Origin of the sequence: Lentzea sp. NPDC005914 (assembly GCF_040629405.1) — a bacterium.
Taxonomy (GTDB): Bacteria; Actinomycetota; Actinomycetes; order Mycobacteriales; family Pseudonocardiaceae; genus Lentzea.
On sequence record NZ_JBEXVQ010000052.1, the window covers coordinates 1 to 18,428 of the forward strand.

Sequence of the window (18,428 nt, forward strand, 5' to 3'; positions counted from 1 at the left end):
GGGGTGTCAACCGGACGAAAAGCGTGTCCGGTTGACACCCCGATCCTGGCGCGGCAAGAGCTGAGGCACGACTCGTGACGGGACCCCACCCGAAGCGCACGTTAAAAGCTTGCCTCGGCTTCGCCATCGGGTCGCCTCGCCTTCGGCATTGGCGTTGTTGGCTCACCCGATTGTGTATTGCTTGACCTGCTTTTATGTTGTGATCTTGCGGTAGATTAGAACACGTGAGCGAGAACCGACTTCTGTCTACCGACGAGCTGCTGCGCGGCATTGTCGATGATGTGGCGGAGCGTCGGATTCGTGATCACAAGATTATGCAGAAGATTACCGAGTTGGATCGGCGTGGTGCTGCGGCCGAGCTCGGGTACAAGAATGTGGTGCACGTGCTTCGGCATCTTGTTCGGTGGGATCTTCATACCGCCCGACAAATGGTTGCTGCTGCTGGTTTGTTGAGTGGCGAGATCACTCCGACTGGAAGTGTGCTTGGGCCTGAGCTTCCCGTGACGGCTGAAGCGGTGGCTGAGGGTGCGTTGTCGGTCGAGCATGTTGCGGCGGTTGCCAAGGCCATGGAGACCTTGCCTGCTGAGCTTGAAGAGCTCGTGGTCGGTGTCGCGCGTGAGCATGAGCCTGCAGCGGTAGGAAAGTTCGGCAAGGACCTGGCCTACGGGCTTTATCAGAACGATCCGGAGCCTCGTGACGTCGAGCCTGCGGCACCGGTCAATCAGCTGGTGAAGCAGTGGAAGAACGGTCAGCTCGTGATTCGGGCGCTGCTGGACACGGTAACCGGCACTGCGTTCGAGGCGATGCTGGACCCGCTGGCCAAGCCGCGCGCGGAGACTGCCTTGGAAGGCCCGGACCTGCGGTCGCGCTCCGAGCGTGAGGGCGATGCCTTCGCCGAGTTGGTCGACCTGATGCAGCGGGCCGACCAGTTGCCCGAGCACGGTGGCGAGCCGGTCACGCTCACGGTGACGATGAGCTACGAGGACTTGGCCGAGCAGGTGGGCCAGGGCATGTTGGACAACGGCGAGCGCGTCCCGGTCAGCCAGGTGCGTCAGTTGGCCTGCAATGCGGGGATCATTCCGCTGGTGCTGGGGGACAAGTCGCAGCCGATGGACATCGGCCGCAAGACCCGCAGCTTCCCCGCCGGAATCCGCCGAGTCCTCGTCGCTCGAGACCGAGGCTGCGCCTTCCCTGGTTGTACGAGACCGCCTAGACATTGCGATGCCCACCACATTCATCACTGGACGGATGGCGGCGGTACTTCCGTCGACAACGCGGTCTTGGTGTGCCGACATCACCACACGCTGATTCATCAAAGCGAGTGGGAAGTGAAAATGGTGTCGGGCACACCCATGTTCTGCCCGCCGCAGTGGCTTGACGAGCATCGCAAGCTCAGACGCAACCTGCTCCACGCTGCTGCCTAACGATCGCGCGCTCACCTGCGGCCAGGTGAGCGCCGATTGTGGCGATGCGAAGCGAGCCGTCCGAACCTGTGTGTGGAATTCAGAAGCGGTCATGACGTGCCCAGCTCGGCGATTGGGGCTTGACTTTGAGTGCGAGATGCTACCGTTGAAGGGATCGGCCGGGCTCCTTGTGCCCGGCCTTTTTAAGGCCGATGAAGCATCTCGCCAGAGGCTCGAAGTCAAGCCCCAATCGCAATCGTCGCGAAGCGGCGATGAAATGACCCGGCCCGGTAATGCCCGCGCACGCACGCTGGAAGGCGACCGTCCCGCAGAAGGCGACCCCTCCGCTGGAACGTGACTGACCAAAGCAAGTCGCCCCGCCGCAAAACCCCAGTAGCCCCAGTCTTAAAGCATGATTGTCGGTGTCACCACGGTGCGGCCCGGTTCGCCCCGCGAGTTCACCAGGTGCACCAGGATCTGCGTCGTCCCGGCCGGCACGTCCGGCAGCACGAACCGGCCGCCGTCGTCGGCCTGGGTGGTGGAGGACTGGTGGTCAGCCACCCGCACCTCGACCGTGTGTTCCCCGGCCGGTACCAGCCAGCCGTCGATTCGATGGCGGGAGCCGGTGGAGGTGAAGTTCACCATCAGGGTCAGGTTGTCGACGGTGAACGTGATCGTGCCGGTCTGGCCTCCGCGTACTCCGGCGAAGGATCCGGCTCGTTCCCACCGGGCGACTTCCACGTCCAGGGATTCCAGAGCGATCGCGAACTTCACGCGGTCCACCAGATCGGCGGGCGGTGGATCCAGTTCGTCGACGAGCCTGTTCAACTCGGAGAGGACGGCGGTGTCCTCAAGGCCCCTGCGGTCGTCGCGCGGGTCGATCTCGTTCACCGCGATCCTCCTTCCGTCTCCAGGTAGTTGCGCAGCAGTGTCAGACACCGTCCCCTGGTCGGACCGATGCTGCCGTGGGGCATGGCGAGTGCCTCGGCTACTGCCCGGTACTCGGCGCGCCCCGCGAGCACGGTGAGTCGGAGCAGTTCCTGGCACCTCGTGGTGAGGCGGCCGAACGCGAGCCACAGGCGGCGGTCGCGGTCGTCCATCAGCGTCACGTCCTCGGGCAGGCCGGTGTCGGACTCGAGCTGTTCGGCGAATTCGTCGGACAGGTGCGTCTCACGCTTGTTAGGTGTCCAAGTTCGGCGTGCTTCACGCCTCGTGGTGACAACCAGGTAGCCGACCAGGGCTTTTGGCTCGTGGATGTTCTCGATGTTCTTCAAGAACGCCAGCCACACGGTTTGCACGACGTCTTCCGCAGCGGACCTGTCCAGGCCCTGGCCGCGGGCTACGTGCCACAGCAGCGTGTTCAGTTCGGTCACCAGGACGTCCAGGGCGTCGCGGTTGCCTTCGCGCGCGGCTGCCACACACACCGCGTGCCGTTCGGTGCCTTCAAGTCCGTCCCACGGCGGACGGTCATCCGCCGTGTGCAGCTCGTCCACGCAGCACCTCCGATCGGCCGCCCTGTCAGCGCCGTCCGCCAACTCATGAAGGGCTAACTGGGCGGTAGATACAAAATTCACTCGATTGGAGCAGTATCACGCCGCAGTCGCCCTCATCTTCCTCCGGGTATGCCGACGGCCCGTGACTCCCCCTCCGGATCACGGGCCGCCAGTGGGTGGGAGCCTGCGCCAGCCGGCACCCCTCGAACCGGCTGACGCGAGCTCCACGCCTGAAACGAGCGCTTACTGAGAAAGAGCGGAACTGGCGCGATCAGATACAGCTCAGACGCACGAATCGATTGCCTCGTTCCCATCGGCCGTTATGGTCTAGACCATGCCGATTCTCGAAGTGATCGCACTCAACGTGAAGGACGCCGAGGCTGCTCAGGAGGGTGGCGCGCACCGGCTGGAACTGGTCGCGGACATGGCCTCCGACGGCCTCACCCCATCGGTCACCACCTTCAAAGAGGTGCGGCAGGCCGTCGACATCCCTGTCCGCGTGATGCTCAGGGACGCGAAGGGGTTCGCGCCGAACAATCTCAAGCAGCTGCGCAGGCAGGCCTGGGAGTTGCGGGAGGCGGGTGCCACCGAGTTCGTCCTCGGTTTCCTCGACGCCGAGGACGAGATCGACGAGGGCGTCACGCTGAACCTCGCCGCCGAACTGGAGGGCTGTGCCTGGACGTTCCACCGCGCGCTCGACAACTCCGCCGACATCTTCCGTTCGTGGGCCGTCGTTCAGACGCTCGGGTGCGACACGGTGCTCGCAGCGGGCAGCGCCAAAGGGGTCGACGACGGCATCGAGAACCTGAAGAAGCTCGCCACCCAGGCGCCTCCCGCGTTGCTCGTCGGCGGCGGTCTGCAGCAACGGCACGTCGCGGAACTGCTGGCAGCGGGCGTGACGGGCTTCCACGTCGGCAGCGCGGTGCGGCCTCGGGGCTGGGACGGGCCGGTCTCCAGTGCGTCGATTCGGGAATGGGTCAATCGTCTGGTCTAGACCCTTGACGCAGACCGTTCTACAGTCACGTTGCTTCCTGTGAAATGGCTGTTGCAACATGTGCAATGCGGAGGGCGCGATGAGGCTGAAGACACTCGTGGCCGTGCTGGGCGTGGGCGCGGTGGTCGCCTGCGCCCCGGTGCAGTCGGGGCCGACCACGACGGGGACGGACGAGAAGACCGGGCAGCTGCGGGTCTGGCTGTTCGACGAGGTCAACCGCGGGCCCAAGGAGGCGGTGGTCAAGGAGGCGATCACCGAGTTCCAGGGCAAGCACAGCGGCGTCACCGTCGACGTCCAGTACATCCAGGTGGCCAGCCGGGCCGAGCGCTTCAAGGCCGCGTTCAGCGACCCCAAGAGCGCGCCGGACGTCGCCGAGTTCGGCAACACCGACCTCGCGGGCTACGTGTCCGCAGGCGGCTTCTCCGAGCTCGACCTCGGGGCTTGGAGCGAGTCCAAGGACCTGGTCCCGACGATCCTCGACACGGCCAAGGTCGACGGCAAGACGTACGGCGTGCCGTGGTTCGTCGGCGTCCGTGCTCTCTACTACCGAACGGACGTGTTCACCGAGCTCGGCCTCAAGCCGCCGGCAACGCTCGATGAGATCGCCACGACGGCCCGTGAGATTCGGCAGAAGAAGCCGGACATGCTCGGTATCTCGGCCGGTGGCAAGTACCTGTTCGCCGCGCTGCCGTTCATCTGGGCGCAGGGCGGGGACATCGCCAAGCAGGACGGCGGCAAGTACACCGCCACGATCGACAGCTCCGAGGCCAAGGCCGGTGTCGCCAAGTACACCGAACTGATCAAGGACGACATCTGCCCGCCCGCCACCTGCGCGGGCAACGGCGGTGACGCGAGCGTCGAGCAGTTCCGGGCCGGCAAGGCCGCGATGACGATCGGCGGCGACTTCAACCGCAAGTCCGTGGACGCTTCTTCAGCTGCCGGCAAGTACGGCGTCGTGCCGCTGCCCGGCAAGACCGCGGGCTCGATCGCGCCCGCGTTCGCCGGCGGCAACCTGCTCGGCATCATGAAGGGCACTCAGCGCAAGACGCTCTCCAACGAGTTCGTGCAGCTGCTCGCGTCGAAGAAGTACCAGCAGAAGATGTACACGGCGATGGGCAACCTGCCGACGTTCAGCGATGTGCAGAAGCAGGTCAGCGACTCCGACAAGTTCCTGGAGCCGTTCACGAAGACCCTGCAGTCCGGCACGAAGTTCGTCCCCGTCACGCCGGCGTGGGCGAAGATCGAGGCGCAGACCGTGGTGCCGACGATGATCCAGGAGGTCGTCACCGGCGCGAAGAACGTCGACACGGCCACCGCCGACGCCGCCAAGACCATGAACGCGGCCTTCGCATCGTGAGCATGACGGCCAAAGGTCAGGGGCGGACCGCCTTCGCCTACCTGATCCCAGCGCTGCTGGTCCTGGGAGGCCTGCTGGCCTACCCGATCTACCAGCTGGTGCTCATCTCGCTCTACGACTACGGCCAGGAGCAGGTGAGCGGTGGAGCGCCGCTCGAGTTCCTGGGCCTCGGGAACTACCAGAAGCTGCTGGGGGACCAGCAGTTCTGGGCGGTGCTCGGGCAGACCGTCGCCTTCGCGGCGGTCTGCGTGGTCGGCACGTTGCTGGTGGGCGCCTTCCTCGCGATCCTCGCCACGAGGGTGCGCACCTGGGTGCGGATGACGTTGTTCCTGGCGGCGCTCGGCGCGTGGTCCACGCCCGCCGTCGCCGGGTCGACGATCTGGCTCTTCCTGTTCGACGCGAACTTCGGGTTCGTCAACGAGATCCTCGGCATCCAGGGCTTCTCCTGGACGTTCGACAAGTGGACGGCGTTCGGACTCGTTGCGGCACAGGTGATCTGGTGTTCGTTCCCGTTCGTCATGGTGACGCTGTACGCGGGCATCAAGGCGATTCCGGGCGAGGTGCTGGAGGCCGCGGCACTCGACGGCGCGTCGACGTTCCGCACGGCGTGGAGCGTCACCCTGCCGTTGCTGCGGCCGATCATCCTCGTGGTGACGATCCAGTCGATCATCTGGGACTTCAAGGTGTTCACGCAGATCTACGTGATGACCAACGGCGGCGGGATCGCCGGGCGCAACCTCGTGCTCAACGTCTACGCGTACCAGCAGGCGTTCGCGGCGTCGGAGTACGGGCTGGGCGCGGCGATCGGTGTCGTGATGACCGTGCTGCTGCTGGCGATCACGATGTTCTACCTCCGCGCGCTGCGGCGGTCCGGGGAGGTCCTGTGAGGCGCTGGGTCACCGAGGCGCTCGTCCTCGTCATCGCCGCGGTCGTGGCGTTCCCGTTGTTCTGGATGGTTCTTTCAGCTTTCAAACCGGAGGACGAGATCATCTCGGCCGACCCGGTGCCGTGGACGACGCGGCCCACGCTGGACAGCTTCACGCGGGCGCTGACCGTCGCGAACTTCGGGCGTTACTTCCTGAACAGCGTGATCGTCGCACTGGTCGTGGTGGTGCTGAGCATTCTCATCTCGTTCCTCGCCGCCACGGCGTTGACCCGCTTCCGGTTCCGCAGCCGGACGACGTTGCTGATCATGCTGCTGGTCGTGCAGATGGTGCCGGTCGAGGCGTTGACCGTGCCGCTGTTCTTCCTGATGCGGTCGGTCGGTGACAGCGTTCCGGCGTTCGGCCTGAACCACCTCGGGTCGCTGGTGCTGGTGCACCTGGCGTTCAGCCTGCCGTTCGCGATCTGGATGCTGCGCGGGTTCGTGGCCGCGGTGCCGGTGGAGCTGGAGGAGGCCGCGACCCTGGACGGCGCCTCGCGGTTCCGGTTCCTGTGGCAGGTGTTGTTTCCCTTGGTGGCGCCCGGTTTGGTGGCCACCTCGGTGCTGTCGTTCATCCACGCCTGGAACGACTTCCTGTTCGCCAAGACGTTCATCATCTCCGCCGTGGAGAACCAGACCCTGCCGCTGGCTCTCCAGGTCTTCGTCAAACCCGACCAGAACGATTGGGGCGCGATCATGGCGGGCTCCACCCTGATGACCATCCCTGTGCTGATCTTCTTCGTGCTCGTGCAGCGCCGCCTGGTGTCCGGACTCGCCGGGGCGGTGAAGGGATGAACCTCCTCCCGCGTCCGGTGTCCTATGTGGACGGCGGAAGGCTCTGCGAGTACCGGGGCTGGGAGACGGTTCTCGTCGACGGCCCTGCCGGCGGCTATCGGCTGCTCTCGTCCGACGACGGCGTGTTGATCGAGGCGCACGACGCGGCGGGGGAGATGAACGCGCTGCAGACGTTGCGGCAGTTGCTGGGAGCTAGGGCTTTCCGGGCCGCGGGGGAGAAACCGTCGGTGATCCCGGCGTGCGAGATCGTGGACTACCCGCGGTTCCAGTGGCGCGGCGTGATGCTCGACGTGGCACGGCACTTCCTGCCCAAGCGGGAGGTGCTGCGGTACGTCGAGCTGATGTCCGTGCACAAGCTCAACGTCCTGCACCTGCACCTGACCGACGACCAGGGCTGGCGTTTCGAGTGCAAGCGCTACGCGAAGCTCACCGAGGTCGGGTCGTGGCGGGAGGACTCGCGGTTCGGCGACCGGCGCTCAGCCGGCATGAAGGGCCGTCCGCACGGCGGTTTCTACACGCAGGACGACCTGCGGGAGATCGTCGAGTACGCACTGGCGCGGCACATGATCGTGATTCCCGAGATCGACATCCCGGGGCACTCGCAGGCGGCGATCGCGGCGTACCCGGAACTCGGCGTGCACGGCGGCGGGGTCTGGACCGACTGGGGCGTCAACGAACGCGTGCTGAACACCGAAGAGTCCACTGTGGACTTCTACCGGAACGTGTTCGACGAGCTGATGGACGTGTTCCCAGCAGAGATCATCGGGCTCGGCGGCGACGAGGCACCCGGCCACGACGGCGAGCTCGTGCGCGCGATCGCCCGGCACATCGTGCGCAACGGCAGACGGCCGTACGGGTGGGACGAGATCCTCGAGTCGGGACCGCTGCCGGCGGGCACGGTCGTCGCGTCGTGGCGCGGGGTCGAGGGTGGCGTCACGGCGCTGCGCGACGGCCACGACGTGGTGATGTGCCCTGAACAGCACGTCTACCTGGACTACCGGCAGTCGGAGTCGCCGGACGAGCCGATTCCGGTGGGGACCGTGACCACGCTGGAGGACGTCTACGCGTGGGATCCGGTGCCCTCGACGCTCACGGGCGAGGAGCCCGGGCGGTTGCTGGGGGCGCAGGCGAACATCTGGACCGAGCACCTCGACTCGGCCCGGCGGGTGGACTACGCGGCGTTCCCGAGGCTGGCCGCGTTCGCCGAGGTCGTGTGGTCCCCGGCGGAGAAGGATCCTGGTTTCGTGCAACGACTGGCGGAGCACCATCTTCCGAGGCTCGATGCCCTCGGGGTGGAGTACCGACCCCTCAGCGGTCCCCACCCCTGGCAACGGCTACCTGGCGTTCCCGGTTTTCCACGGTGATCACACGGCCGGCTCTTCCTCGGGCATGAGGATCCAGGCGGCGACGTAGAGGATCGCGCCGGTGCCGAAGCCCAGCAGCGTCGCGGCGACGAGGATGATCCGCAGGATCGCGGCGTCCACGCCGAGCATCTTGGCGGCGCCGCCGCAGACACCGGCGATCATCTTGTCGCTCCGGCTGCGGCGGAGCTTCTTGACCTGGTCAGTGGCTTCGTTGAACACGTTGTTCGTCATGGCTCAAGAGTCGTCGAAACGAACGCCCCGCACATCGGTGACCACCCGGAACCCGACCCTGAGTCCGTGGCGCGGTTCCAGGGTCAGTCGAGGCAGAACTCGTTGCCCTCGACGTCCTGCATGTTGAGGCACGACTCGTCGACGCCATCGGCGAGCAGCAGTTGCCCGCGCACCGCTCCGAGCGGCAGCAGTCGCGCGCACTCGGCCTCCAGTGCGGCGAGGCGCTCCGCACCCACGAGCCCCGTGCCGACGCGCACGTCGAGGTGCACCCGGTTCTTGACGATCTTGCCTTCGGGCACGCGCTGGAAGAACAGCCGCTGGCCGGCACCGGTCGGATCGCTGGCCGCGAACCACGAGTCGTCGTCGTGCCCGTCCGGCCCGACGTACCCCAGCACCTCGCACCAGAACCGGCCGACGCGCACGGGTTCCGCGCAGTCGAACGTGACCTGGACCTGCTTGATCGTCCCCATGTCGCCACCCTAGCGGCGTTACCCTGAGCAGCATGGAGTCCCCTGAGGAGCTGGCGTCAGGGCTCGACCGCGCGGGGTACCTGCCGGACGGCGGGATCGCCACGGCGGCGTTCCTCGCGGTCGCGATGGGGCGGCCGCTGTTCCTCGAGGGTGAACCCGGCACTGGCAAGACCTCGCTGGCGCTGGCGCTGGCCAAGACGCTCGACGTGCCGCTGATCCGGCTCCAATGCCACGAGGGGATCGACGCCACGCAGGCGTTGTACGACTGGGACTACCCGCGTCAGCTCATGCACCTGCGGGTGCTGGAGACCCGCGGCGAGGTCGACGAGGCCTCCCTCTACACGCGACGGTTCCTGCTGGCCCGGCCGTTGCTGCAGGCGCTGGAGACCGCGCCGTGCGTGCTCCTCGTGGACGAGATCGACCGGGCGGACGACGAGTTCGAGGCGTTCCTGCTGGAGGTGCTGTCCGAGAACGCGGTCAGCATCCCCGAGTTCGGCGAGATCAGGGCCTCGACGCCGCCGCTGACCGTGCTGACCTCGAACCGGACCCGCGAGGTGCACGACGCGTTGAAGCGCCGCTGCCTCTACCACTGGCTCGAGCACCCGTCGCTGGAGCGGGAGGTCGCGATCCTCCGCCGCACCCTGCCTGGCCTGGACGAACGGCTCGCGCAGCAGGTCGCGGAGGCGGTTCGGAAGATGCGCGGCCTCGACCTGCTGAAGCCGCCGGGCGTGGCCGAGTCGCTGGACTGGGCACGGGCACTGCAGGCGCTGGGACGCACCGAACCGGACGTGGCGACGCTGGGTGCGGTGCTGAAGTACCGGGAGGACGCGGATCGCGTGATCGGGAGCACAATCGTGGGATGACGGAAGCCTGCGTGGGGTTCACGCGCGTCCTGCGGGGCGCCGGGCTTCAGTGCGGGCCCGATCGCGTCCAGGCCTATCTGCGGGCCACCGCGCACGTCGACCTCTACTGGGCCGGGCGGCTCACGCTCTGCGCCGACCCGGACGACATCCCGCGCTACGACGCCGCCTACCGGGCGTACTTCGGCGGCACCCCGCCCCGGCCGCGCGCGACGATCGAACTCGACTCGCTGACGGTCGGCGTCGCGGCCTCCGAAGTGGAAGTGCTGCGCCACAATGACATCTCCGAGTTCAACGCGACACCGTTGATCCAGCGCCTGAAGCCGCTCCCGCCGCGCAGACGGTCCAGGAGGCTGAAGAAGGCTCGCCGCGGCCGCATCGACCTGGCCCGCACGGTCCGGGCGATGATCGAGATCGGTGGCGAGATCGCCCTGCCACGCCACCGCCGCCGGGGCGTGAAGGCGCGCAGGGTCGTGTTGTTGATCGACGTGTCCGGCTCGATGGCCGCCTACTCCGACGCGTTGCTGCGGTTCGCGCACGTCATCGCGCACGCCATGCCCGTCGAGGTCCGCACGATCGGCACCAGACTCACTCGCGTGACCCGGCAGCTGAAGGAACGCGATCCCGAACGCGCGTTGCGGGCGGCCGGGCGGGCTATCCCCGACTACGAGGGCGGCACGCGGCTCGGCGAGGCGTTGCGCAGGTTCAACCAGCAGTGGCGGCAACGAGGTGCGGTGGTCGTGCTGTTCAGCGACGGCTGGGAACGCGGCGACCCGACCCTGCTGGCGAACGAGATGGCGAGGCTGAGACGGGTGAGTCACAAGGTCATCTGGGCCAACCCGCACGCGGGCAAGCCCGGCTACCGGCCGGTCCAGCAGGGCGTGGTGGCCGCGCTCCCGCACGTCGACCGGATGGTCGCCGGCCACAGCGTGCACGCGCTGGAAGAACTGCTGAAGGAAGTGCGCCATGCGTGATGTCCTGTTCGACCTCGCGGAACGGGTGGCGAACGGCGAGACGGTCGGCGTCGGCACGGTGGTCGCGACGTTCAGCTCGGCGCCGCGGCCCGCTGGTGCCGCGATGCTCGTGACGCAGGACGGCGAGGCGGTCGGCAGCGTGTCCGGCGGGTGCGTCGAGGGCGCTGTTTATGACCTGGCTCAGGAGACCGACGACCCGGTCCTGCAGCGGTACGGGGTCAGCGACGACGACGCGTTCGCGGTCGGGCTGACCTGCGGCGGGATCATCGACATCTACGTCGAGAAGATCAGCGCGGACACGTTTCCACAGCTCGGTGAGGTGGTGGAGACGGTGCGTGCCGAAGAACCGGTGGCCGTCGCGACGGTGATCGAGCACCCCGGCGGCATCGGCCGGCGGATGGTCGTCTGGCCGGACAGGCGTTCCGGCAGCCTCGGGTCGTCGCGCGCGGACGACGCGGTCACCGACGACGCGCGCGGGATGCTGGCCTCAGGACGCAGTGGCGTGCTGCGGTACGGCCCGGACGGCCAGCGGCGCGGTGAGGGCATGAGCGTGTTCGTCAACTCCTTCGAGCCGCCGCCGCGCATGCTCGTGTTCGGCGCGATCGACTTCGCCGCCGCGATGGCCCGGCTCGGCGCGTTCCTCGGCTACCGCGTGACGGTCTGCGACGCGCGACCGGTGTTCGCGACGCGCAGCCGTTTCCCGGAGGCGGACGAGGTCGTCGTCGACTGGCCGCACCGCTACCTGGAACGTGAAGCGCCGAAGCTGGACGAACGCACGGTCATCGCCGTTCTCACGCACGACCCGAAGTTCGACGTTCCCCTGCTGGAGGTCGCGCTGAGGCTGAAGGTCGGCTACGTGGGCGCGATGGGATCCCGCCGCACGCACGAAGATCGGCTGCAACGGTTGCGGGAAGCGGGCCTGACCGAGAGCGAGCTGGAGGTCTTGGCCTCGCCGATCGGCCTGGATCTGGGGGCCAGGACTCCGGAGGAGACCGCGGTGTCGATCGCCGCCGAGATCATCTCCTTGAGGTGGAAGGGAACCGGCCGGCGGCTCGCCGCGCTCAGTGAACCGATCCACCACTGATCGGGTTGTTGAATCGCGAACAGGGGAGCAGTCTGAAGTGACCCTCGTCACTCGAAGACCCACCATCCCTGGGAGGGTTCATGCACATCTCGGTCAACGTCGACGGAGTGACATACGCCGACGAGGCTGAACCCCGCCTCCTGCTCGTGCACTACCTGCGGGAGCGTTTGGGCAAGACAGGCACCGTCGTCGGCTGCGACACCGGCAACTGCGGCGCCTGCACTGTCCACCTCGACGGCCACAGCGTGAAGTCGTGCCAGATGTTCGCAGTGCAGGCGAACGGGCACGAGGTCACCACGATCGAAGGCCTCGCCCGTGACGGCAAGCTGCATCCGGTGCAGGAGGCGTTCCGCAACAACCACGCGCTGCAGTGCGGTTTCTGCACGCCCGGCATGATCATGCAGGCGATCGACCTGCTCGCCGACGAGTCCGATCCCGACGACGAGACCGTGCGCAAAGGCCTGGAGGGCAACCTCTGCCGCTGCACCGGCTACCAGAACATCGTCCGCGCGGTCCAGGACGCCGCCCAGCGGATGAAGCCGGGCGCCGGACCGAAGATCGAACAGCACAGCGACGAGCACGTGGGTTCGAAGCAACCGGTAGGTGGCGAATGACCGCCACCGCGGAACCGGAAGTCGGCAAGGCCCGGCTCCGCAAGGAAGACGCGCGCCTGATCACCGGTCAGACCAGGTGGACCGACAACCTGCAGCTCACCGGCATGCTGCACATGGCCGTGCTGCGCAGTCCCGTCGCGCACGCGCGCATCACCAACATCGACTGCGCCCGCGCCACCGCGATGCCCGGTGTGGCGATCGTCCTCACCGGTGAGGATCTGGCCGCCGAGCAGGGTTCTCTGCCGTGCGCGTGGCCGATCACCGAGGACATGAAGGCACCGCCCGCACCTGCGCTGGCCGTGGACCAGGTCAACTTCGCCGGTGAGGCCGTCGCGCTGGTGATCGCCGACAACGCCTACCACGCGGCGGACGCGCTGGCCGCGATCGACGTGGACTACGAAGAGCTGCCGGTCGTCCTCGACCTGCAGGAAGCGTTGCTGGACAACGATCTCGTGCATCCGGACCTCGGCACGAACAAGTCGGCGACCTGGGTTTACGACTCGGCGGACGCGGGGAGCGGCACCAACGTCGAGGACGAGATCGCATCGGCCGAGGTGGTGCTGGAGCGGACGTTCCGGCAGCAACGGCTGATCCCGTCCTTCATGGAACCGCGCTCGGTCGTCGTGGACCCGAGCGCCGGCATGTTCACCGTCTGGTCGGCCACGCAGATCCCGCACATCCTGCGCTGGATGCTCTCGGCCGTCTCGGGCATCGCCGAGCACAAGATCCGGGTTATCGCGCCGGACGTCGGTGGCGGGTTCGGCGGCAAGCTCCAGGTCACGCCGGAAGAGCTGCTGTGCCTGCTGGTCGCGCGGCGGATGGGCCGTCCGGTCAAGTGGACCGAGTCGCGTACCGAGTCGATGCTGTCCGCGCACCACGGCCGCGACCAGCTGCAGAAGATCACGCTGTCCGCGCGCCGCGACGGCACCGTGACCGGCCTGAAGGTCGAGCTGCTCGCGGACATGGGCGCGTACCTGCGCCTGGTCACGCCGGGCATCCCGATCCTCGGCGCGTTCATGTTCAACGCGATCTACAAGTTCGCGGCCTACCGGTTCGTGTGCACCAACGTGTTCACGAACAAGGTGCCCACGGACGCGTATCGCGGAGCCGGCCGGCCGGAGGCCACGTTCGCGATCGAACGGATGATGGACGAGCTTGCGGCCGAATTGGGCCGCGACCCGATGGAGCTGCGGCAGCAGAACTGGATCAAGCACGACGAGTTCCCGTTCAACACCGTCGCCGGGCTCACCTACGACTCCGGGAACTACGAGGCCGCGACGGCCCGTGCGATGGAGCTGTTCGACTACGAGGCGTTGCGCGAGGAGCAGGCACGCCGTCGCTCGTCCGGTGATCCGGTGCAGATCGGCATCGGAATCTCCACCTACACCGAGATGTGCGGCCTCGCGCCTTCGCGGGTGCTCGGCGCTTTGCGTTACGCCGCTGGTGGGTGGGAGACCGCGTCGATCCGGATGCTGCCCACCGGCAAGGTCGAGGTGATCACCGGAACCTCGCCGCACGGGCAGGGCCACGAGACGGTGTGGTCGCAGATCGTCGCCGACCGGCTGGGTGTGCCGTTCGACGACGTCGAGGTGCTGCACGGTGACACGGCCTCGTCGCACAAGGGCATGGACTCCTACGGCTCACGTTCGCTGGCCGTCGGTGGCACTGCGCTGGTGCACGCGGCGGACAAGGTGCTCGCGAAGGCACGCCGGCTGGCCGCGCACATGATGGAGTGCGACGAGGCGGACGTGGAGTTCGCGACCGGTTCGTTCTCCGTGCGCGGGACCGGGACGGTTCGCACCCTGGGTGACGTCGTGCTGGCCGCACACGTGGCGCACGACCTGCCCGAGGGCATGGAACCCGGCATGGACGCCGATGCCACGTTCGACCCGGACAACTTCTCGTTCCCGCACGGAACCCATTTGTGCGCAACGGAAGTGGACACGCAGACGGGCATGGTGAAGATCCGGCTGTATGTGGCGGTCGATGACGTCGGGACGGTCGTGAACCCGTTGATCGTCGACGGTCAGGTGCACGGCGGGCTGGCTCAGGGCATCGCGCAGGCGTTGTACGAGGAGGCCATCCACGACGAGATGGGCACCTTGACGACGGCGACGCTGGCCGACTACCTGGTGCCCTGCGCGGCGGACCTGCCGGCTTTCATCACCACCCGCACCACGACTCCGGCGACGTCGAACCCGTTGGGAGTCAAGGGAGTCGGCGAGGCGGGCACGATCGCCTCGACGCCAGCGGTGGTGAACAGCGTGCTGGACGCCGTGCGGCACATGGGTGTCCGGGACATCGAGATGCCCCTCTCGCCCGAACGCGTCTGGACGGCGTTGCAGGGTGGCGTGGCGGACGCGTCCACGCCTGCCGCCGGTGGGCTCGGTTCCATCGACTCGCAGGGAGGTCAGTCGTGATCCCGGCGGAGTTCAAGTACCTGTTCCCGTCCACTGTGGACGAAGCCGTGCGGATGCTCGCGGAGGAGGGCGAGGACGCCAAGATCATCGCGGGCGGGCAGTCGCTCGTGCCGGTGCTGCGCATGCGACTGGCGGCGCCGACGGCGTTGATCGACATCGGTGGCCTGACCGAGCTGACGGGCGTGCGCGACGACGGCGACTCGTTGCTCATCGGTGCCATGACCACGCACTACGAGGTGCAGCGCGACCATCTGATCCAGGACCACGCGTTGTTGTTGCGGCTGGTCACGGACACCGTCGCTGACCCGCAGGTCCGGCACCGCGGCACGTTCGGCGGCTCGCTGTGCCACGCGGACCCGGCGGGCGACCTGCTGGCGCCTGCACTGGCCCTGGACGCGGTGATGATCATCGCTGGGCCTTCGGGTCGTCGTGAGGTGCCCGCGTCGGACTTCTTCGTCGACTACTTCGAGACTGCGCTGGCTCCCGACGAGATCCTCATTGATGTCAGGGTGCCGAAATACAATGGTTGGGGCGCGCACTACGAGAAGCTCAACCGGGTCGCGCAGGCGTGGTCGATCGTCGCGGTGGCGGCGGCCGTGCAGGTCCGCGACGGGTCGATCGCCGCTGCTCGCGTCGGTCTGACCAACGTGGGTTCCGGTCCGGTGCGTGCCACCGAGGTCGAGTCCGCGCTCGTGGGACAGCCCGTGTCGGCTATCTCCGAGGCCGCTCTGCTGGCGTCCTCGGGTGACAGCTACAAGGACAACCTGGCTCGGGTGCTGACCGACCGCGCGCTGACGGCGGCGGTAGCGGGATGAAGCTGACGCACTCGTTCACCGCGCCTGCCCCGGCCGAGGAGGTCTGGGAGGCGTTGCTCGACCCGGAACGCGTGGCGCCGTGCCTGCCGGGCGCCACGCTGACCTCGGTCGACGGCAAGACGTTCAGCGGGGAGGTGAAGGTCAAACTCGGCCCGGTGCAGCTGCTGTACCGGGGCACCGGCGAGTTCGTGGAGATCGACCCGGTGCTGCGCCGCGCGGTCATGAAGGCCGCGGGCAAGGACTCGCGCGGCAACGGCACCGCGTCCGCCGTTGTCACGTTCCAGGTGGGCGACACGGTCGAGGTCGAGACCGATCTGTCGGTGACCGGCCGTCCGGCTCAGCTCGGCCGCGGCCTGATCGCCGAGGTCAGCGGCAAGCTCGTCGACCAGTTCGCGGAATGCCTGGCGAGCACGCTGGGTTCAGTGGATCCTGACGAGGTGGCGCAACAGCAGCATCTCCGAGTGGTCCCCGACGAGCCGATCGACCTGATCGACACCGCAGGCGTACCGGTCCTGAAGCGCGTGGTTCCCATCGCGGCCGCGGTGCTGGGCGTCGTGCTGTTCGTGGTCCTGCGACGCAGGCGGCAGCGCTGAAGCGTGCTGTCCGGTGGCCGGCCTTTGCGCTGGTCACCGGACTTGCGCTGACCGCGTGCACGGGTTCGCCGGTGGTCATCACCACCGCGCCCCAGACGCCCACGACCACTTCCTCCGGCCCGCCCCCGGCGCGCTCGTTCACGCTGACCGCGGGTGGCGACATCCTGATCCACCCGGCTCTGACCGACCAGGCGGTGGCTGACGGAGGCGCCGCCGGCCGTGACTACCTGCCCCTGCTGTCCGGCATCAAGGACACCCTGAAGGCTGATCTTTCGCTGTGCCACCTCGAGATCCCGCTGGGCACGAAGGACGGCCCGTTCGCCGGCTACCCCGCCTTCATCGCGCCGCCCGAGGTCGCGAAAGGCCTGGTCGACGTGGGCTACGACTCGTGCTCGACCGCCTCGAACCACACGCTGGACCGCGGCGTCTCCGCGATCGGGACGACGCTGGACGCGATGGACGCGGTGGGGTTGAAGCACACCGGCTCGTTCCGCACGCCGGAGGAGGCAGCCGCGCCGCTGATCCTCGACGCCGGTGGCGTGAAGGTCGCCCAGCTGTCGTTCACCTACGGCTTCAACGGCATCCCGCTGCCGCAGCCGTGGCGCGCCAACCAGATCAACGCGGCCAAGATCCTCGCCGATGCCCGCAAGGCCCGTGAGGCAGGTGCCGAGGTCGTCGTGCTGTCCGTGCACTGGGGCAACGAGTACCAGCACGAGGCGACCGAGGAGCAGAAGTCGCTGGCCCGCCAGCTGCTGGCCGATCCGGCGCTGGACCTGATCATCGGCACGCACGTGCACGTCGTGCAGCCGTGGGAGAAGATCGGCAAGAAGTGGGTCGTGTACGGGCTGGGCAACGAGGTCGCCCGGCACTCCGAGCCCCGCGGGGTGACCGAGGAGGGCGTGATCGGTCACTTCAAGTTCGAGCAGGGACCGGACGGCTGGAACGTCGTCGAGGCGTCCTACACGCCGACGCTGGTCGAGCTGGGGCCGCCGATCCGGCTGGTGGACCTGACTCGGGTGCCGGCTTCGGCGCGGCGGACCGAGGCGATCAACCGGACCGAGGGCGTGGTGTTCAGCCTGGGCGCGAACGGCCAGGGCCTGGCCAGGGGCAAGCCCTAGAGCCTCGCCAGCACGCGTTCGTACCGGTCGATCCAGGCCTGGTCGCCGCTCTCGAACTCCGCGGCGCGGTCCGGCGCGGGCGGCTTCGTGAGCACCGGCAGGTAGCCGTCGACGGGCACCAGTGAGTCGCTCGTGACGTCGCCGTCGAGGAGTTGGAGCGTCGCGAGCCCGCACGCGTAGTCGAGCTCGGGCAGTGCCGCCGCCAGCGCCACACCCGCCGCCATGCCCACGGACGTTTCGAGGGCTGACGACACCACGCACGGCAGCCCGCACGCCTCGGCCACCTCCAGGGCTTTGCGCACCCCGCCCAGCGGTGCCACCTTGATCACCGCGATGTCCGCAGCGCCCGACACGGCCACCTTGAGCGGGTCCTCGGCCTTGCGGATCGACTCGTCCGCGGCGATCGGCACGCCGACCTTCCGCCGGACCGCCGCGAGCTCGTCGAGCGTGTGGCACGGCTGTTCCACGTACTGGAGCCCGCCCGCGGCCCTGTCCATGGCCTTGATCGCGGCGACGGCCGTGTCGACGTCCCACATCATGTTCGCGTCGACCCGCACGAACCCCTGCGGCCCGAGCGCGTCCCGGACCGCTTCGAGCCGCGCGCAGTCCTCCGCGAGCGTCGACTCGGCGACCTTCACCTTGGCGGTCGAGCAGCCCGAAGCGCGGACGATCTCGTGCGCCCTCTCCGGGCTGACCACGGGCACCGTGCAGTTGACCGGCACGCGGTCGCGCAGAGGTGCGGGCCAGCCGTCATGAGCGGCTTCGAGAGCGCACGCGAGCCACGCCATGGCCTCGTCGTCGTCGTACTCCTCGAACGGGCAGAACTCGCCCCACCCGGCCGGCCCTTCGAACAGCAGGCCGGTGCGCTGGCTGATGCCGCGGAACCGCGCGCGCATCGGGATGGAGTAGACGTGCACACGC

Annotated in this window: 19 protein-coding genes; 14 read left to right on the top strand and 5 right to left on the bottom strand. The window is 67.9% G+C overall.

Annotated features, from left to right (window positions below; genetic code table 11):
* Nucleotides 1-224 precede the first annotated feature (224 nt).
* Nucleotides 225-1,424 (top strand): DUF222 domain-containing protein, encoded by a 1,200-nt coding sequence (locus ABZ345_RS43345; protein ID WP_359860912.1) that lies wholly within the window; start codon nt 225-227, stop codon nt 1,422-1,424.
* A 384-nt stretch (nt 1,425-1,808) separates the two neighbouring features.
* On the opposite strand, the gene ABZ345_RS43350 is transcribed toward ABZ345_RS43345, so the two are convergent.
* Together ABZ345_RS43350 and ABZ345_RS43355 are read right to left on the bottom strand one after the other, a co-directional pair.
* Nucleotides 1,809-2,294: a carboxypeptidase regulatory-like domain-containing protein gene (locus tag ABZ345_RS43350; protein ID WP_359860914.1), complete on the bottom strand. Its 486-nt coding sequence runs from the start codon at nt 2,292-2,294 to the stop codon at nt 1,809-1,811.
* Nucleotides 2,291-2,896 carry a sigma-70 family RNA polymerase sigma factor gene (locus ABZ345_RS43355; RefSeq protein ID WP_359860916.1) on the bottom strand — a complete coding sequence of 202 codons (606 nt, stop codon included), beginning with the start codon at nt 2,894-2,896 and terminating at the stop codon, nt 2,291-2,293. The genes ABZ345_RS43350 and ABZ345_RS43355 overlap by 4 nt, the downstream gene beginning before the upstream one ends.
* 334 nt (nt 2,897-3,230) lie before the next feature.
* On the opposite strand from ABZ345_RS43355, the gene ABZ345_RS43360 reads away from it, so the two are divergent.
* The 5 genes from ABZ345_RS43360 to ABZ345_RS43380 all read left to right on the top strand — a co-directional run bounded on the left by ABZ345_RS43360 (nt 3,231) and on the right by ABZ345_RS43380 (nt 8,328).
* Complete coding sequence (locus ABZ345_RS43360; protein WP_359860918.1) at nt 3,231-3,890, top strand: copper homeostasis protein CutC; 660 nt, start codon at nt 3,231-3,233, stop codon at nt 3,888-3,890.
* Between the two features lie 79 nt (nt 3,891-3,969).
* Nucleotides 3,970-5,247, top strand: a complete 1,278-nt coding sequence (locus ABZ345_RS43365; protein WP_359860920.1) for an extracellular solute-binding protein — start codon at nt 3,970-3,972, stop codon at nt 5,245-5,247.
* A 2-nt stretch (nt 5,248-5,249) separates the two neighbouring features.
* Nucleotides 5,250-6,134, top strand: a complete 885-nt coding sequence (locus tag ABZ345_RS43370; RefSeq protein WP_359860922.1) for a sugar ABC transporter permease — start codon at nt 5,250-5,252, stop codon at nt 6,132-6,134.
* On the top strand, nt 6,131-6,964 hold the full coding sequence (locus tag ABZ345_RS43375; RefSeq protein ID WP_359860924.1) for a carbohydrate ABC transporter permease: 834 nt from the start codon (nt 6,131-6,133) through the stop codon (nt 6,962-6,964). The genes ABZ345_RS43370 and ABZ345_RS43375 overlap by 4 nt, the downstream gene beginning before the upstream one ends.
* Nucleotides 6,961-8,328 carry a beta-N-acetylhexosaminidase gene (locus ABZ345_RS43380; protein WP_359860925.1) on the top strand — a complete coding sequence of 456 codons (1,368 nt, stop codon included), beginning with the start codon at nt 6,961-6,963 and terminating at the stop codon, nt 8,326-8,328. Before ABZ345_RS43375 ends, ABZ345_RS43380 begins: the two co-directional genes overlap by 4 nt.
* Here the strand turns inward: ABZ345_RS43380 and ABZ345_RS43385 are convergent, their stop codons facing one another.
* Together ABZ345_RS43385 and ABZ345_RS43390 are read right to left on the bottom strand one after the other, a co-directional pair.
* On the bottom strand, nt 8,329-8,559 hold the full coding sequence (locus ABZ345_RS43385; RefSeq protein ID WP_359860927.1) for a PspC domain-containing protein: 231 nt from the start codon (nt 8,557-8,559) through the stop codon (nt 8,329-8,331).
* An 83-nt stretch (nt 8,560-8,642) separates the two neighbouring features.
* Nucleotides 8,643-9,029, bottom strand: a complete 387-nt coding sequence (locus tag ABZ345_RS43390; RefSeq protein ID WP_359860929.1) for a VOC family protein — start codon at nt 9,027-9,029, stop codon at nt 8,643-8,645.
* Nucleotides 9,030-9,061: 32 nt separating this feature from the next.
* Here ABZ345_RS43390 and ABZ345_RS43395 point away from each other — a divergent pair, with 32 nt between their 5' ends.
* From ABZ345_RS43395 to ABZ345_RS43430, 8 genes are all read left to right on the top strand, one after another.
* Nucleotides 9,062-9,892 carry a MoxR family ATPase gene (locus ABZ345_RS43395; protein ID WP_359860931.1) on the top strand — a complete coding sequence of 277 codons (831 nt, stop codon included), beginning with the start codon at nt 9,062-9,064 and terminating at the stop codon, nt 9,890-9,892.
* Nucleotides 9,889-10,863 carry a VWA domain-containing protein gene (locus tag ABZ345_RS43400; protein WP_359860933.1) on the top strand — a complete coding sequence of 325 codons (975 nt, stop codon included), beginning with the start codon at nt 9,889-9,891 and terminating at the stop codon, nt 10,861-10,863. The genes ABZ345_RS43395 and ABZ345_RS43400 overlap by 4 nt, the downstream gene beginning before the upstream one ends.
* Nucleotides 10,856-11,947, top strand: a complete 1,092-nt coding sequence (locus ABZ345_RS43405; RefSeq protein ID WP_359860934.1) for an XdhC/CoxI family protein — start codon at nt 10,856-10,858, stop codon at nt 11,945-11,947. Before ABZ345_RS43400 ends, ABZ345_RS43405 begins: the two co-directional genes overlap by 8 nt.
* 80 nt (nt 11,948-12,027) lie before the next feature.
* The gene (locus tag ABZ345_RS43410; protein ID WP_359860936.1) at nt 12,028-12,561 is read left to right on the top strand and encodes a (2Fe-2S)-binding protein; all 534 of its coding nucleotides are present in this window, start codon (nt 12,028-12,030) and stop codon (nt 12,559-12,561) included.
* Nucleotides 12,558-14,981, top strand: a complete 2,424-nt coding sequence (locus ABZ345_RS43415) for a xanthine dehydrogenase family protein molybdopterin-binding subunit (RefSeq protein WP_359860938.1) — start codon at nt 12,558-12,560, stop codon at nt 14,979-14,981. The genes ABZ345_RS43410 and ABZ345_RS43415 overlap by 4 nt, the downstream gene beginning before the upstream one ends.
* Nucleotides 14,978-15,796 (top strand): FAD binding domain-containing protein, encoded by an 819-nt coding sequence (locus tag ABZ345_RS43420; RefSeq protein ID WP_359860940.1) that lies wholly within the window; start codon nt 14,978-14,980, stop codon nt 15,794-15,796. The genes ABZ345_RS43415 and ABZ345_RS43420 overlap by 4 nt, the downstream gene beginning before the upstream one ends.
* The gene (locus ABZ345_RS43425) at nt 15,793-16,389 is read left to right on the top strand and encodes an SRPBCC family protein (RefSeq protein ID WP_359860942.1); all 597 of its coding nucleotides are present in this window, start codon (nt 15,793-15,795) and stop codon (nt 16,387-16,389) included. Before ABZ345_RS43420 ends, ABZ345_RS43425 begins: the two co-directional genes overlap by 4 nt.
* 71 nt (nt 16,390-16,460) lie before the next feature.
* Nucleotides 16,461-17,507, top strand: coding sequence for a CapA family protein (locus ABZ345_RS43430; RefSeq protein WP_359860944.1), 1,047 nt, complete (start codon nt 16,461-16,463; stop codon nt 17,505-17,507).
* Here ABZ345_RS43430 and ABZ345_RS43435 read toward each other — a convergent pair.
* The gene (locus ABZ345_RS43435; RefSeq protein ID WP_359860946.1) at nt 17,504-18,424 is read right to left on the bottom strand and encodes an o-succinylbenzoate synthase; all 921 of its coding nucleotides are present in this window, start codon (nt 18,422-18,424) and stop codon (nt 17,504-17,506) included. The genes ABZ345_RS43430 and ABZ345_RS43435 overlap by 4 nt on opposite strands.
* Nucleotides 18,425-18,428: the final 4 nt, after the last annotated feature.